Source organism: Parashewanella hymeniacidonis (assembly GCF_016900895.1).
GTDB classification, from domain to species: domain Bacteria; phylum Pseudomonadota; class Gammaproteobacteria; order Enterobacterales; family Shewanellaceae; genus Parashewanella; species Parashewanella hymeniacidonis.
Genome location: NZ_JAFEUN010000106.1, coordinates 1 through 15487, shown reverse-complemented (window position 1 = coordinate 15487; position 15487 = coordinate 1). Strand labels below are relative to the sequence as shown.

Genomic DNA, 15487 nt, shown 5'->3' with positions numbered 1-15487 from the left:
AACTCCCTCTTTATCTTGGTTTTTTTGAGTTTGTACACAATGCTGGCCTACGAGGTAAAGGGCTGCTTGAGCCACTCATTCAACTATTGGTTACCTAGCAGTCTTGAACCCGATATGAGCCTTATTTTTTTGTATCCAATAAAAAGTAGGACATTTAAGTGCTATCGATTTCATTACGGAAAACGGCCTCTTTATTGAGTGCCGCACTCTTTTTTACAGCCACTCAAGTTGCTGCTGATTCAAGCCTTCACTCAAAAACGGCTGCTCAAACTGCACCACCATTACTAGAATACAGCAGTATTATTCATCCAGTGATTGCTCGTAATGGTATGGTAGCAAGTCAAGAGGCACTTGCTTCTCAAGTGGGGTAAACATATTAAAACGAGGCGGTAATGCTATTGACGCTGCTGTTGCGGTGGGTTTTGCCTTAGCGGTTACATTGCCCAGGGCAGGTAACATTGCTGGTGGTGGTACACCAGTTATCGAAATCACGATTTAGTGATCATGCCTCCGCCAAGTTCAGGTGGTGTTCATATTGCTCAAATGCTGAACGTATTCAAACAGTTTGATTTAACATCTTTGGGCCATAACTCTGCATCTACCATTCATCTAATGAGTGAAGCGATGCGTCAAGCTTATGCCGACAGAAGTAAGCATCTTGGTGATCCTGACTTTAATCAGATGCCGGATAAATGGCTAACCAGTGAAGAGTATGCAAATCAAACCGCTGCAAAAATTAAAATGGATAAAGCCCGTTCATCAAAAGATGTAAATTCGGGAACACCAGCATTACCTGAAAGCCCTGACACGACTCACTCCTCTGTTATGGATAAGTTCGGCAATGTAGTGTCAAACACCTATTCTTTAAATTATTCTTATGGTTCTGGGATTGTCGCTAAAGGGACAGGAATTTTGCTAAATAATGTCATGGATGATTTTTCAGCGAAGCCGGGCTCACCTAATGGCTATGGTTTAGTTGGAGGGGAAGCGAATGCCATTGCTCCCAAAAAGCGAGCATTAAGCTCGATGACACAGGGGGATACATAGAATAACAAGTTAACAAAGAAAAAAGCAGCTACAATGTAGCTGCTCAAACTAATAGCACAAAGAACTAGCCTTTTCTCTCTAACTTATAAACTACTTCAACCAGTTCTACATCATTCTCACGCATCACTGGTGGTTTGTCCGTTGTAACATGGCGAGCCAATTCCACTACATCAAATTCAGCACCGAATAGTTCGAATACTTCACTTTGTGGTACTGAAAACGGTGGGCCGTCGTATTGCGCTTGATCATACTCAAGGGTGATCAATAAACCTGCTTTTAGGTTGGGTGCGACTTTTGTTAAGTTCGCAACGTATTGAGCTCGAATATCTTTAGGTAGAGCAATTAATGCTGCACGGTCATACAAGTACTCTGCATTGATATTGGCTGCTGGAATCTTAAAGTAATCACCTTGGTAAATGGTAAAAGAGAGAGCTTGCCAGCGGTTTAATTCATCAATCTGCGTTATCTGTGGTGAAAGCTGATTTTCTTCAAAAAATGCTTTGATGCCGAGTTCGACTAATTCACACCCAATAACATTGTGTCCCTGCTGAGCAAGGTAAAGGAGATCGAGCGACTTCCCACAAAGGGGAACGAAAGTGCTGGCTTCAGAGTTTGGGCAGAGTGTTGTCCAATACTCGACTAAATTTGGATTAAAATCAGGTTTGTGAAATTTGATTCGACCTTGTTCCCAACGGTCATGCCAATGTGTTCTCATGTTTTATTTCTTTGGCTGTTTTAGGTTGATTTAAGAGTTTAACAAAAAATGACGAATGATTTCGATTCATCCTTTTATGATTGTTTAACCCTATTTTGTTGGCGTATTCTTTTGTATATTTTATCAGCTTTATCTTTCCATCCATCCACCTTTTTTCGGAGGTACATTTCCATACCCAAAACGCCAAGATAACCTGAAAGAGTTTGAATAGTCTGACCTTTTTTTAATTGTAATAAGTAATTTGCCCCTCTGTCGAGTAAGGTCTCTACAAACGTTAAATCTGTATCTCTCACAGCATAACTCAGTGCTGATTCGCCATTTAAGTCAGTTTGATCCACCAGCCCAGCGTCTATTAAATCTGACATTAATTGCTCATGACCTTCAGAATGCGCACGATAAATAAGAGGAGGCTCAGTCGTTACTTGTTTTAACTGTTCTTGATTTTCATTTATCACTGTAGAACGCATAGGTCCTTCTATCATGCGTAAAAAAGTATACAGTTGTGGAAGGTTATTTTTTGCCGCGCTGTTAAAAAGCGCTTTGAGCATCTGAGGTGATTGAGTACCTATTTTTTGTAGCGCTAAACGAAAGCATTCTTCATTTTCAGTTTTACCTAATCGTTCCACATGAGACTCCTCACCGGATGCCGAATTGGTCAGTTCCTCTACTGAAAGACAAGATATTAATTTATTTACCGTCTCCCAATGCCCAAGTTTTATCGCTAGTGTGAGAGGCGTCTCTCCTGAAGAGTTAGGACTGTTCAAATCAACACCACTTTGTTTAAGGGTATCGATAACCTGCCATTTATTATTTTGAGCGGCGTACCAGCAAGCATCATTTCCGAGACTATCTTGTTTTTTATGTTTTAAATAGACTTGGATTTTTTTCGTATCTAGACTTTGTACAAGTTTTTCTAGCCATGTTGTTCCAGCTAAGTCCTGTTGTTCTATTATTTTGGTTTTACACAAAGCTTCAAGGCGAGCAGATGAAAATCTTCTGGCCTTAATTAGAAGGAGTTCTTTAGGTTTAGTTTTTGATATTGCTTCAGCATGAGTCGCTATACACGTTTCGAAGCTCTCTTTACCCATTTCTCTCAAAAGTAAGACTTGAATCTCTGTTCGTTCTAACTCGACTGCTTCTTTAAAGAACCCAGAAAGTTTTTCTGGGTGTGACTTAAGAAAATCAGTTTTTTCGGCTATGTAGTTTAAAACACGGATATTGTTACTTTCTATACAAGAAGATACCAAACCACTGGATATCAATTTATTTTCTTCCGTTGATAGAGCACATAGCTCTATGGCTCTCTCTGGATATTGCTGAGCTGAATGTTCGCTATCATCTCCTTTTAGTACAGCACAGACTAGCGGCGTTTTACCTTCAAAGTCTGCTTGCCATAGTATTGGTCGGTGGTTCGTATAAACCATGATTAATTCGAACACTTTAAAATTGTTATTTAGAGCAGCGTAATGAACAATTGTCTCTCCCCTTTCTGTTGTAGCTGAAATAGGTGCATTACTTTGTAGGAAAAGGTTGACGGCTTGTTCTGAGCCAGAGCGAATGGCTAAATGAAATGGTGTTTCTCCAACTTTATTTCTGCAATCTATAACGTCGCGGTTTTCTTGTAATATAAGTTCAATTGAGGCTATATTTTTGGCCATACAAGCGAGGTGAAGTGGTGTGTTTCCATGCTCATCAGTACACTCAAGTTTGTAACCATGCTGCATTAACTTTTGAATCATATCAACATTACCGTTTTCAGCAGCGATATGTAAAGCGCATTTGTGTTTTACTGTACAACTCTCTTTATCTTCATATAAAGCCATCGACATCTCTATATCAGGTAAGTGACCTCCATCATTTATTATTAGGTCTAAGAATGTTACGTTGCCGTATCTGACAGTAAGTTGAATAGGGTATTCGCCTTTGCTATTTGCGGTGTGCTTGGATTTAGGCGTCATAGTCGCTTGGAGGATCTTTTGATCGCTTCTTTCAAGTGCAGGAGTTGCTTTATAATTAGCGTTTTTTGAATGAGTCAGGCACATCTCCAGTTGTGTAATAAACGGAGTGTTTCCAGAAGAATCTTTGTCGTCAAGGAGAGTAGGATGTTCAGCTGCATACTGAGTAAATAGAATGCATATTTCAGAACGCCCTTTCTTAATGGCGAAAATAAAAGCAGTGTCACCGTTATGATCTATTTTTGAAGTGTCGACCTTGTGTTTTAAAAGAAACTTAATGGTGTCTTTGTGATCATTTATTACAGCCAAATGTAATGGTGTTTCATTGCGATCGTTTTGAGTAAATAACTCAGATTTATAGATCTTATCTAGATACTTGGTTAGTCCTTTTTTTGCAGACTATGTGTAGGGCATTATTATTATGGCTATCTTTAAGACTGGTATCTACTCCAGCTTGTAAAAGTAAATCGACTGCGCCATTTTTCGCTTCATCGAGAGCATAGACAAGTAAAGGCTTACCTAGATAAAAATATTGATTAAGGTTTGCTTTTTCATTTTCCAAAAACTCACTAAACGTTTTAGCGTCTTGAGCTCTGATAGCCTCTATTACCGATTGAGGAGGTGTTAACTTTGCGAGTGGTTTAGGCTCTTCTTTTTTATTTGTTTCTGAATCATTTCCTTCAATGCTTGCTGTTGGTTCGCGAACATGTTGAGGGTCACTAATTGTGAATTTAAGAGTCGCTAATTCAGCATCGTGATGGGTTGGAGGTTGAGCATTAGATTCATCTATAAATTCTTTAAATGATTCTTCTGTATCCGAGTCTGAAATATCTTTAGGTTGATACGTCTTTTTAAAACGTAGGCTTTTCATTTCTATGGCAGATGAAGCATCAGACATATTTGGTAAGGCATTAAGGTGTGCAACTGCAGTTGCTCGAAAAGAGTCTTCAGACATTGAGTTATCACCTCAACTTACATTACCTAATGAAGTATCAAGTTATGGGGATTTAAGCGGTTATTCAAGTTAATTGTATTTCATGTTTATTAACTATTTTTCATGACATTAGAGAGCAGCTAACCAAATAGGTAGCTGCTGTAATAGTTAAGTTAAAGCATGTGAATTTTAATCTGTTCAAATGCGTGTACTTGACCAGCAAATTCTTTAGCAAACGCATTGGCATCGGTTTTGGCACTGAAGCTGGCTAGTGTTTTACCCATTGCCCCCGTTTGGCTTGAACCTACTACAAAAAAGGCTTTGCGAGCGTCGATAAAGTAATTGTCATTCGGTTTATCCCAATGGCTTTTACTCATGTCATGCACGTACACTTCTTTGACTTGTTTTTTGTACTCAGGGTCGAGCAAAAAGCTGAACATATCGCGGGTGGAACAAAACTTTTTCACTTTGTCAGAGGTTTTGATGTAAAGCTCACCCTTAGGACCCGGGAAATTGGTGATGATCATGCCGCATAAATGACACTCTTCACCAGAGTGAATGGCTTGTGCTTGACGAACCGTTACTTGCTCAGGCTCTTGGCTACATGCGGCTAGAATGAGCGTCGTAGCGAGTAACAATATTTTTGTCATTATTTTCATCAGTTGTTCCGATATTGTTTTATGTTATAAGGTTTTTCTGTTAAAAATTACGCCTGCGATAATCAGTGGCACGACTATCCAAGCACATTGCAGACCAAGCAAACCTGCAGGAGAGATGCTGCCGTTAATGGCAACAGCTAGCACGCCGTTTACATCTGAAGTATCAAGGCTGGCTAGATTCACCATTCGGAAAATATCAGCTGGGTTAAGTAGCATCAAGTTGACCAGTTGAGATTGTGATAAACCTTCTTCCATACCCACTAGAACAGCCAATAACCCTAAGTCGAAAACTAAAATAAAGAAGAACCACAGAATCAGCGCAAGCCCAGCAGCTTTTGATTTTTCAGTAACCAGTAAGCTGATGACATATGCGATAGCAATAAAACAAAGGCCTAATAAAATTGCTGTAGCGATGAATAAACCGAAGCTATGCAGAACAGACATCACATCTGTTTGAAACGCTAATACAACCGCTGCACTGCCAAAACCAAGAATTGTGGCCAGTGCCATAATGCCACCTTGACCAACAAACTTGCCAAGCAGTAACTGTCTGTGGCTAATCGGGTAGGTAAGCAGCAATAACAATGTGCCTGACTCTTGTTCGCCTACAAAGCTATCGTAAGCCAGCAACAGTGCAATCAAGGGGATTAAAAATACTGCGAGACTCGATAAACTGGCGATGGTCGAAGACAGTGAAGTAATGCCGATTTGACCTGATGCAACAGCACCGTAATAGCTTAGACCGATAGACAGCACGGCAAAAATGAGCGTGATTGAGATTAACCAACGGTTACGGAGTCCGTCTTGAAACTCTTTAATGGCGACAGAAAAAACGGGATTCATGATTGCTTCTCCTGTAGAGCTTGGCTCGATGTAACATGGCCAAGATAGTGTTGGTAAACTTGCTCTAGATCCGCTGGTTCAACTTGGATGTCGCTAATGTTTGGCATTGCAAGCAATTGACGCACTATTTCCAATTTATTGCTTTCTGGCACGTTAAGCTCGTCATTGTTTGTAACAAAGTCACCAAAACGAGTATCCGCTCGTAATGCACCGTTTAACCCTTGAGTTTTTATGCTGACAGGTAGTTGCGCTTGTTGACGCAAGTCAGCAAGGCTGCCGTAGGCAAGCTGTTTACCGCTAGAGATAATCATGGCTTTATCGATATGTTGTTCAACGCCGGGAAGTACATGTGAGCACAAAATGATGCTTGCACCGCCGCTTTTAAGCGCATCAACGCTCTGGTAAAACTCACGGGTTGCGATGGGATCTAAGCCAACAGTGGGTTCATCTAGCAATAATAACTTTGGTTGCCCTAAGAATGCTTGTGCTAAACCTAAACGCTGACGCATCCCTTTGGAGTAGGTTTTAACAGGGCGTTTAATGGCGTGAGTTAACCCTACTTGCTCAAGCAATTGTTCAATTTGAGCTTTAGGGGCTTTCTTTAAACGAGCAAAATAAGTGAGCACTTCTTTACCTGTTAAATGATCGTAGAAGCTGACATTCTCAGGGAGGTAACCAATATGCTTGCGACTTTCAAAGGCATCGGCTGACATTGGGTCGGTATCCAATACTTGTACGTCACCATGTGTGGCTTTGATGATGCCTAGTATAAGCTTCATCATGGTGGTTTTGCCTGCGCCATTGTGACCGAAGAGTCCTAACACCTCACTTGGCATTAGCTCTAAATTGACGCCTTGTAAGGCTTTTACTTTGTCGTAATGCTTCTCGACATTACTGAGTTTTACGACTGGCTTCATCATTATGAGCCCACCTTTGTTTTTGACAATTGTCTTTTAAGAATGTGTGCTTGTTGGTTTGTGTCAGCCATATCCATTGGTTGCATAAGCGGATAGCTGTCTTTAACACCAACAGGCTTTAATACGGGAAATTGACCTTGTATCCATCGCAGGATTAACACTGCTGGACTGTCGAGCAGCATCTTGGCTTCAGGATACTGCCACACCATTTTGTCGATGCCGTCATTTGGCTCAAAGGCACTATCACCTCGGCCGTCACTGTTTAGATCCCAGCCTAGATAATTGCTCCAGTAATTGCCAAGGCCGTCTTTGCTCCATTCTTCTTCACGATTAACCACATACTTAACTTGTACTGGGTTGTTGATGAAGTTATTGGCGAAAACTTTGGTGTTTTCAGAGCCAGCAGTAAGATGAATGCCAATTTCAGTGGTGTCTACAATGTTGTGGTCAATGTTGTTATAGGCGCAGTTATATACGAATAAGCCTTTGCCTTCACGGCCAAGGACTTTGTTTTCTGGTTTCGTCCAGACGTTATAAACTTGGTTATGATGAATTTCTGACGAGGTAATGTAATTGAGCAAAAAGCCGTAATCCTCACTGTCACGAGTAATATTGTTATGAATTTTCAGGCGACGAGAGCTCATTAATGCGTAACCTGCGCGGGTGTTGTAAGCGAGGTTGTTTTTGACTTCGTTATCGTAAGAATACATGTAGTGAATGCCATAGCGTAGCTTATGCATGGTATTACCATCGAGTACGTTGAGTTGGCTGGAAATCACATATAAACCGTCACGCACCAAGCTAATGTCGTTGCCACGCACTTCAGTGTGTTTGATGTTCGTCAATTGAATGCCGTTACCACGATCGGCTGAGCGTAAATCGGGATTACCGATTACAGTGTTATTTAATATTTTAAGGTGTTCGCCTTTGTTGAGCCAAATGCCAAAGCCAGAGCCTTTTAGGTAATTGTTTTTAATGACAATATAATTGTTGCCCTTTGAAGTGGCGATGCCGGCATCTTGCGCCGTTAAATCGTCACCCCAATTCAGAATTTTTAAACCCTCAATCGTGACGTTTGAAGCTTCAATATAAATGCCGTGACCTTTACCGCCAGCATTGATGGTAGCTTGTTTGCTGTGCTTGGCTTGAATGCTCAAGCTATGAGGAATCGTAAAGTTACCATGGTACTCACCGTCGGCCAAAATAATGACATCACCTTGAGCAGATTGATCTAAGGTTTTTTGTAGGTCATCTTGAGGAGAAATGGAAATGGTGGCACTGAATGCAGAGTGAGAAAGCAGCAGCAGGGTAGAGCTACTGAGTAATTGGTAACTGAGTTTAATAAACTTGTACTTAAATAAGCGTTTAATCATACTTTTTTCTTATTAATGATACCAATGACAGTAGTTAATTGTTTGCTCAGCAAGGGCTAGAGGTTTTCAGTGCAAGGCGTAAGTTTGAAGTACTATCGGGATAATTCAAAAACTTACAACGCAATAATGGAAAGCTATAGGCTTGCCCTTAGGGAGCTTGTTCGTTCCCAAGTTACTGCATCAAATTGTCTTGCCGTAGAACCACTATGCCTCCACCAATTTCATTTGTACTTTGAGTACGAACATAGCTCTGAGCTTAATACTTAACTACTGTAATTGGTATAACTCAAGCCTCATTATGAGGCTTGAGTAATGGTTCAGCTTACGCTTCTACCAACATACGACCACGCATTTCCATGTGTAGTGCGTGACAGAACCAGTTACAGTAATACCACTGAACGCCTGGTTGGTTTGCAATGAAAGTAACAGAAGCCGTTGCTTGAGGGCTAATTTCCATCTGAACTCCATGGTTGGTCATACAGAAACCATGAGTAACATCTTCAACCTGATCAAGGTTTGTTACAACAACCGTTACTTCATCACCCAGCTTAACTTTAAATTCATTTAAGCCAAAGTTAGGCGCAATAGACGTCATGTAAACACGAACTTTATTGCCATCACGGATAACTTTGTTGTCCGTCTCAAGTGTTACACCATCACGCTTTGCCATCGCAACCGTTTCTGCAAAGAAAGAGTCATCTCTTGTCCATACTTTACTTGGTTTAAGTTTACTGCGGTGAACGAGCACACAGTCATGTGGCTCCGCATAGGTTGGTCCGTCATGTACCAGTTTCATTACATCACCAGAAATATCAATCAATTGATCATTTTCAGGGCGAAGTGGTCCGACTGGTAGGTAACGGTCTTTGGAGAACTTACTTAATGCTACTAGCCACTTGCCATCAGCGTCTCGAGTTTCGCCTTGCGAAGTGTGGTTGTGACCTGGTTGGTAGTGAACATCAAGCTTTTGGCGTAAATAGTTGACTTTTTGACCTTGGGAGTGAGCAATCGCATCTTCAATATTCCATTTAGCAATTTGGCTATCAAGGAACAAAGTAGTATAAGCATTACCACGATTATCGAATGCGGTATGCAGTGGGCCTAAACCAAGTTCTGGCTCAGCGATAACGGTATCTCGAGGTTTTATTTTATCATTAAATAAGTCATCTAACTTACTTGTATCAATGATAGAAACCGTAGGGGAAAGTTTTCCATTAGCAACAAAGTATTTTCCGTCAGGAGAGATATTGATCCCGTGAGGAGATTTAGGTACAGGTACATAACGTGTTAATGCTGAACCCTTGCGGCCATCAAGTACTGGAACCTCATTACCATTATAGGTTTTAAAGTTTCCTGCTTTTAAGGCGGCCTCACAACGAGCTAAATCAAAGAAAACAATATGGTCACGCTCAGAGGTGATCATTTCACCTAAATTCGTGCCCATTTCTGAATTATAACTTGAGGCAGCAAAGTACTTACCATCAAAATCCGCTTCAGCATTGTCTAAGTTACCATCAACCATAACCTGGAAAGCCATTTCCAAAGTTTCTGCATCGATAACGTTGAACAATGAGCGATAAGTACTGACGTCTTCTAACGATTCTTTACCGTCATTGTTCAATGGGATTTCAAACTCACCATTACAAAAAATGTATTTGGTATAAGGTACTTTTTGAACTCGTAACCCATGAATAGCTTGGGCGTTTGGTATAGTGAGTATTTTATCTGTTTTCATTACATCACAACGGATACGCGCAACACGGGTGTTGGCTTTATCATTAATAAATACATATTTACCGTTATAACGCCCGTCAGTCATACTCATGTGAGGGTGGTGGGCATCCCCAGCTAAAAAGTGATCACCTTCGCCGCGAATTCGTTTACTCTCATTAGTAATGCCCCATCCCGTTGCACTATCAATATTAAATACTGGAATACGCATTAGCTCACGCATAGATGGAATACCTAAAATACGTACTTCACCAGAGTGACCACCACTCCAGAAACCGTAGTATTCATCTAATTCACCAGGGTGTACGAATGGGCTGTTTTTACCTGCTTCAGCGGCTTGTGCTTTAGCCATTGATGTAAACATTGCTGCTGTCATTGGTGCAGCAACTGCGCCTGCACCTAGTAAAGCAGATTTGCCCATAAACTTACGGCGGTCAGCATTTTGTAGCTCAGTTTGCTTCTCCGTGTTCTTATCTTGCATGGTCGTCTCCATGTTATTTTTTTAGCTTTAAAAGCATGTGTTGATTTCGGTTGAAACCCTCTGTTTCTAATAAGAAGTTGCTACGCAACTTCAGTAACAGGAATTTCATGTTCTTTATTTTTACGGCGTTTGTAGGCCATTTTTTTCAAAGGTGGACATTTTTCAGAGTCGTAATACGTCACCTGACAGTCAAGGCAGTAGTGACACTCACGCATGTTGATCTCACCATTAGGGTAAATTGCTTGGATTTCACATTCTTTGGCGCATGTTTGGCATGGCTGACCGCATTCTTTACGGCGCTTTAACCAATCGAACAAACGAATGCCGTTGCTGAACGATAGTGCAGCGCCGAGTGGGCATAAGTAGCGGCAGAATGTTTTACGGTTTACTAAGTTGATAAGAATCAGTGCACTGGCATAAATCACAAATGGCCATTCACGGTCGAACTTAAGCAAGAAGGTCGTCTTGAATGGTTCAACTTCAGCGAACTTTTCAGCAAGTGCTAAAGAGTCAAGTGATAAGCCAAATAGACCGAGTAGGATTAAATACTTAATCGCCCATAGACGTTCATGTACTGCGAACGGCAATTCGATTTGTGGCAGTTTTAACCAGCGCCCCAGTACGTTGACTAGTTCTTGCAGGGCACCGAATGGACATAACCAACCGCAATATACGGCGCGTCCCCAAAGGACAATCGTTACGGCTGCGGCGCACCAGAGCGTGAAGATAACTGGGTCGAGTAAGAATAAGTCCCATGAAAACTTAGACATCAATGAGTTCAAGAAAGTAAATACGTTGACCACTGAAAGCTGTCCACCCCACATCCAGCCAATGCAGACCACAGTAACAACGAGGTACCAGTGACGTAATTGATGCATAAACTTAGGATGTTTAACCAATACATCTTGGAAGAACAAGACAAGCAGTAGCACGATGACTAAGAGAGAAATCACCACAATTTCAGGTGTTTTCTCTTTCCACACTTGCTGAACTAACGTCAGTTCAGGCTCTGGATAAATTGCTGGTGGCGTATCAACGTACTTCTCTAGAGGGTCATATTGACCTTTAAAGCTGGTGAAAATACTATCTACAGGACCTGTTTGGCGACGAATTAATAGCTCGAATTCCCAAGGTGCACCGGGGTCAAACTCATGGTGGTCTTGCGCACGGAAAAGAGACATTTCTTTAAATTTCGGCGCACCATCAATGTAAATATCCGTTAGCCGCTGGTGGTCTAAATCTCTAAATGAAATGGCATTGTCGTTTTGGTGTACTTGAATTCGGTCAAAAATACCGCCTCGAACATAACCAGAACCTTTAAACGAGTAACCGTTACCCATAAGTGCAATAAGGTGCTCACCCGGTTTTAATTGTTTAACTTGGTAGTCGTATTCTGCATCACCTAAAAGGTTACGGCCGATGGTCGGAATGTCGGTGAGTGTGAAATAAATCTCTGCAAATTGATCTTGTTTTTGGTTAGGTTCTGCGTTTTCAATAAACTCAGCAGTAGTGCCAACAAATGCTTGATCGACTTTGTCTCTGTTTAAAAATAATTTACGGATTGAGCCGTCACCAGTCAGTGTCGTCCAGCTCGCTTTTTCAAATACGTCTTGTTTGATGGTTGAAATTGGTTGAATGACTTTCGATTTTGGTTCGATAATACCTAAAGATATTGCTGCTTTATTTGCCGCTTTTACCACTGCGACATTCATCACCATGACAGTTACGGTAGCGCCTGAAAGGCCATCAATATTGACTTTACCTTCGGTCTTATTGCCGCCAACTTTTAATCGGTCTGTAACTGAAAGTCCTTTATATTGGGCTGCAAAGTCATCTAACTTACTTGCAGGAATACCGGCGAGAATAATTGGCTCATGATGCTCAAGCACTTTGGCATCAACGTAATTACCTTTTGGATCGATGATGACCAGCATGTTTACTGGTTCACCTGAATAAGCAGGGATTTTTGCTATATCGTTAGTTTCAAACGCATAGCCTAGAATTTCATCATTTTTATAAATAGGCCAGACAAGTGGGTCGCCTTGTTTATCACCAATTTTAGTCGCTTCAGGATAGACTTTCTCAATAAGGGGAAGTGGATCTTTAGGCGGGCTAACAAATAAAGCATTCGCATTAAATGCACACAATACTAGAACAATGCTAGCAAATAGCATTAACCAGTATGACAGCAGATTGCGCTTATCGAATAATTTGTTCACGTTCCATGCCTTCTTTTCGAGGTTTTGGCTGCGACAAAATGTCGCACCGTGAAGGCATTTTATCTGGTTGTTTTTTGTGTAACTTGATCAAGGTCAATTCACATAGAGATTTAGGATACTGGGTGTGTGTTTTATGAGGTGAGTAATGTGTATTAGAAAAAGGAAGGAAAGTGATTATGCCATGTACAAAAATTGCACATGGCACAAAAGAAAACTTATTTTAAGCTCTCATAGTATGCTGCTATGTTAGCCATATCAGCATCACTTAATATCATAGCCATAGGTGCCATAACTGGGTCTTTACGAGTACCGTCTTTAAAAGCTTTAAGCTGTTTAACGATGTACTGAGCTTTCTGACCTTTAAGGTTAGGATACATAGGGATCATAGAAATACCATCAGCACCGTGACATGCAGCACAAGTAGCAGACTTTGCTTTTCCAGCTGCAACATCAGCAGCGATTGCTGGCATAGATAGCGCACTAGCTACAGCAAGGATTAATAGCTTTTTCATTTTAGCTCCTTGGAGTTTGTTCCAAAATATTATTCTTACAACATTATTGTTTTTGCACCAAAGTCACACTTTACTTCGGTTCAAGTGTGCATTATGCCATTTTTATGGCAGTTTTTGGTGCAAAAAGTAAAAAAATAATAACGTAATGTAATTAACTGTAATTGACTTTGAACAAGTGAATTAAAAAAGTTTACTACCCCACCCAAGTTTGTTTCTCAAAACGTGAAAGTAATTGTGCCCTTTGGGGTGGATAAGCTTAAGCTGATCAGGGCTTTGGCGAATAATAATTTCATCACCGGGGAGTACAGCTAAGTGTACATGTCCGTCACAACTCACCTCTAAGTTATCGCCATTGTCAGGAGAAACGAGCAATTTAATGGTGCTGTTAGCGTCAATAACAATAGGTCGACAAGAGAGAGTATGAGGAAACATTGGTACTAAGATAAGTGCATTTAAATTAGGTGTTAAAATCGCACCACCTGCAGAGAGCGAATATGCAGTTGAACCTGTTGGAGTGGATACAATCATGCCGTCGGCACGCTGACTGTACATAAAGATATCATCGATATAGACTTCAAATTCGATCATATGAGCAATCTTGCCTGGGTGAAGCACTGCTTCATTTACTGCACTGTTGCAGGCTTTTAATTTACCGTGACGGTGAACTTCAGCTTCGAGTAAAAAGCGATGTTCCACTTCATATTCACCATCAAGAACATGATTTAAGCAGGTTTCAAAATTATCAGGTGCCAAATCAGTTAAGAAACCTAAGTTACCACGGTTTACGCCAATCACTGCTATATCGAAGCGTGACAAGACTCGAGCTGCACCTAGCATATTACCGTCACCACCAACCACAATCGCAAGATCACAACGATTGCCCAACTCGAGTAGATCTACAGATGTCGCTTGTGGTGCAACATCTTTCGCTACGCGTTCTTCAACGACAACATTAAGGTGTTTTTTGTTCAACCATTGATACAAGGATTTTAGTGTTGCGTTAGTGCCTTGATGATGTGGCTTACCAATAAGGCCAATAGTTTGAAATTTTCTGCTCATATGCTTAGTGATAGCTGATTTCTACTTGAAACGCCAAAAATGATCCCCATAATATGCGCATAGTATTTAGAAACAAAGTATTTTCGGCTGGAGTAATAATGAATAGTGAATCTGAGAAGCCACAAGCAGAACCATTAAATGAGTCTGTTGAGCAAGTAGCAGAAGAAACGGAAGCGAACCTTGTTGATGAACTCACTCAGGCTAATTTTCGCATTGAAGAATTGGAAAGAGCATTAGCTGAAGCAACAGCTAAAGTAGATGAACAAAAAGATGCAGTGGTTCGTGCAGCAGCTGAAACTGAAAATATCCGTCGTCGTGCGGCTATGGATGTTGAAAAAGCGCGTAAGTTTGCGTTAGAAAAGTTTGTAAATGAATTACTCCCAGTATTAGATAATATGAACCATGCAGTAGCAGGTTTGAATATCGAAGACGAAGAAGGCCCTATGAAGGCACTTCATGAAGGCGTTAATTTAACTCGTAAAACGTTAATGAGTGCCGTTGAGAAATTTGGGGTTAAAGAAGTTGATCCTCAAGGTGAAGCGTTCAATCCTGAACAGCATCAAGCTATTGGCATGCAACCTAGCCCAGATTTTCCTGCAAATACAGTTATGGCTGTAATGCAGAAAGGTTATCAGCTGAATGAGCGTTTATTGCGTCCGGCAATGGTAATGGTTTCTCAAGGGAGCTAGATTTATCTGATACTAAGGGTAATTAGAATTTAATCTTATACTTTTCTAATCTACCCTTAATTCAACATGGATTCATAATTAATTATTTTTATGATTATTTTATTTCTTATCAAAACATACGTCCCATTCAATTTTTAATCATACTTGTCTTATGTACTTTTTTCATACATTAACTTTTTATTTTACAATCATAAATATATTTTACAGTTGCATTTTTTATGTGGTGTACTGGTAACTACTCAATAAGTTGTGGTAGTTCGAGATCCTTGCAACACCAAATCCCCCAGTAAAGGGATGGTATTTTTAAGAGAAAGCCTGTCATTTAAAAACGCCCAAAATGACAAATTTTGTTT

The 15487-nt window shown here is 40.6% G+C and carries 14 protein-coding genes and 1 pseudogene; 4 read left to right on the top strand and 11 right to left on the bottom strand.

Annotated features, from left to right (window positions below):
• Positions 1 to 158 precede the first annotated feature (158 nt).
• The 3 genes and pseudogenes from JQC92_RS23265 to JQC92_RS17570 all read left to right on the top strand — a co-directional run.
• The gene (locus JQC92_RS23265; RefSeq protein WP_420851327.1) at positions 159 to 371 is read left to right on the top strand and encodes a hypothetical protein; all 213 of its coding nucleotides are present in this window, start codon (positions 159 to 161) and stop codon (positions 369 to 371) included.
• Positions 372 to 415: 44 nt separating this feature from the next.
• Entirely contained in the window at positions 416 to 499 is an 84-nt protein-coding gene (locus JQC92_RS23260) for a hypothetical protein (RefSeq protein ID WP_420851328.1), read from the top strand.
• Positions 481 to 1032: pseudogene (locus JQC92_RS17570) on the top strand (gamma-glutamyltransferase); the annotation flags it as partial. The gene JQC92_RS23260 and the pseudogene JQC92_RS17570, both read left to right, overlap by 19 nt.
• A gap of 79 nt (positions 1033 to 1111) precedes the next feature.
• On the opposite strand, the gene JQC92_RS17565 reads toward JQC92_RS17570, so the two are convergent.
• The 11 genes from JQC92_RS17565 to nadK form a co-directional block, all read right to left on the bottom strand.
• Positions 1112 to 1762 carry a thiopurine S-methyltransferase gene (locus JQC92_RS17565; RefSeq protein WP_205000858.1) on the bottom strand — a complete coding sequence of 217 codons (651 nt, stop codon included), beginning with the start codon at positions 1760 to 1762 and terminating at the stop codon, positions 1112 to 1114.
• A 74-nt stretch (positions 1763 to 1836) separates the two neighbouring features.
• Positions 1837 to 4080: an ankyrin repeat domain-containing protein gene (locus tag JQC92_RS17560; protein ID WP_338049529.1), complete on the bottom strand. Its 2244-nt coding sequence runs from the start codon at positions 4078 to 4080 to the stop codon at positions 1837 to 1839.
• A 1-nt stretch (position 4081) separates the two neighbouring features.
• Positions 4082 to 4672: a hypothetical protein gene (locus JQC92_RS17555; RefSeq protein WP_205000856.1), complete on the bottom strand. Its 591-nt coding sequence runs from the start codon at positions 4670 to 4672 to the stop codon at positions 4082 to 4084.
• Between the two features lie 152 nt (positions 4673 to 4824).
• Positions 4825 to 5310 (bottom strand): nitrous oxide reductase accessory protein NosL, encoded by a 486-nt coding sequence (locus tag JQC92_RS17550; RefSeq protein ID WP_205000855.1) that lies wholly within the window; start codon positions 5308 to 5310, stop codon positions 4825 to 4827.
• Positions 5311 to 5334: 24 nt separating this feature from the next.
• The gene (locus tag JQC92_RS17545) at positions 5335 to 6153 is read right to left on the bottom strand and encodes an ABC transporter permease (RefSeq protein ID WP_205000854.1); all 819 of its coding nucleotides are present in this window, start codon (positions 6151 to 6153) and stop codon (positions 5335 to 5337) included.
• Positions 6150 to 7073 carry an ABC transporter ATP-binding protein gene (locus JQC92_RS17540; protein ID WP_205000853.1) on the bottom strand — a complete coding sequence of 308 codons (924 nt, stop codon included), beginning with the start codon at positions 7071 to 7073 and terminating at the stop codon, positions 6150 to 6152. The genes JQC92_RS17545 and JQC92_RS17540 overlap by 4 nt, the downstream gene beginning before the upstream one ends.
• Complete coding sequence (locus JQC92_RS17535; protein ID WP_205000852.1) at positions 7073 to 8443, bottom strand: nitrous oxide reductase family maturation protein NosD; 1371 nt, start codon at positions 8441 to 8443, stop codon at positions 7073 to 7075. The genes JQC92_RS17540 and JQC92_RS17535 overlap by 1 nt, the downstream gene beginning before the upstream one ends.
• 322 nt (positions 8444 to 8765) lie before the next feature.
• The gene (gene nosZ, locus JQC92_RS17530; protein ID WP_205000851.1) at positions 8766 to 10655 is read right to left on the bottom strand and encodes a TAT-dependent nitrous-oxide reductase; all 1890 of its coding nucleotides are present in this window, start codon (positions 10653 to 10655) and stop codon (positions 8766 to 8768) included.
• Positions 10656 to 10735: 80 nt separating this feature from the next.
• Positions 10736 to 12829: a transcriptional regulator NosR gene (gene nosR, locus JQC92_RS17525; RefSeq protein ID WP_205000859.1), complete on the bottom strand. Its 2094-nt coding sequence runs from the start codon at positions 12827 to 12829 to the stop codon at positions 10736 to 10738.
• Positions 12830 to 13089: 260 nt separating this feature from the next.
• Positions 13090 to 13386, bottom strand: a complete 297-nt coding sequence (locus JQC92_RS17520; RefSeq protein ID WP_205000850.1) for a c-type cytochrome — start codon at positions 13384 to 13386, stop codon at positions 13090 to 13092.
• Positions 13387 to 13566: 180 nt separating this feature from the next.
• Positions 13567 to 14445 carry an NAD(+) kinase gene (gene nadK, locus JQC92_RS17515; protein ID WP_205000849.1) on the bottom strand — a complete coding sequence of 293 codons (879 nt, stop codon included), beginning with the start codon at positions 14443 to 14445 and terminating at the stop codon, positions 13567 to 13569.
• Between the two features lie 98 nt (positions 14446 to 14543).
• On the opposite strand from nadK, the gene grpE reads away from it, so the two are divergent.
• Positions 14544 to 15134 (top strand): nucleotide exchange factor GrpE, encoded by a 591-nt coding sequence (grpE, locus tag JQC92_RS17510; protein ID WP_205000848.1) that lies wholly within the window; start codon positions 14544 to 14546, stop codon positions 15132 to 15134.
• Positions 15135 to 15487: the final 353 nt, after the last annotated feature.

Bases quoted from the DNA above. Each gene is read 5' to 3' on its own strand.
- JQC92_RS17565 (WP_205000858.1), bottom strand. From the start codon at position 1,762: ATGAGAACACATTGGCATGACCGTTGGGAACAAGGTCGAATCAAATTT.
- JQC92_RS17555 (WP_205000856.1), bottom strand. From the start codon at position 4,672: ATGTCTGAAGACTCTTTTCGAGCAACTGCAGTTGCACACCTTAATGCC.
- JQC92_RS17550 (WP_205000855.1), bottom strand. From the start codon at position 5,310: ATGAAAATAATGACAAAAATATTGTTACTCGCTACGACGCTCATTCTA.
- JQC92_RS17545 (WP_205000854.1), bottom strand. From the start codon at position 6,153: ATGAATCCCGTTTTTTCTGTCGCCATTAAAGAGTTTCAAGACGGACTC.
- JQC92_RS17540 (WP_205000853.1), bottom strand. From the start codon at position 7,073: ATGATGAAGCCAGTCGTAAAACTCAGTAATGTCGAGAAGCATTACGAC.
- JQC92_RS17535 (WP_205000852.1), bottom strand. From the start codon at position 8,443: ATGATTAAACGCTTATTTAAGTACAAGTTTATTAAACTCAGTTACCAA.
- nosZ (WP_205000851.1), bottom strand. From the start codon at position 10,655: ATGCAAGATAAGAACACGGAGAAGCAAACTGAGCTACAAAATGCTGAC.
- nosR (WP_205000859.1), bottom strand. From the start codon at position 12,829: ATGCTATTTGCTAGCATTGTTCTAGTATTGTGTGCATTTAATGCGAAT.
- JQC92_RS17520 (WP_205000850.1), bottom strand. From the start codon at position 13,386: ATGAAAAAGCTATTAATCCTTGCTGTAGCTAGTGCGCTATCTATGCCA.
- nadK (WP_205000849.1), bottom strand. From the start codon at position 14,445: ATGAGCAGAAAATTTCAAACTATTGGCCTTATTGGTAAGCCACATCAT.
- grpE (WP_205000848.1), top strand. From the start codon at position 14,544: ATGAATAGTGAATCTGAGAAGCCACAAGCAGAACCATTAAATGAGTCT.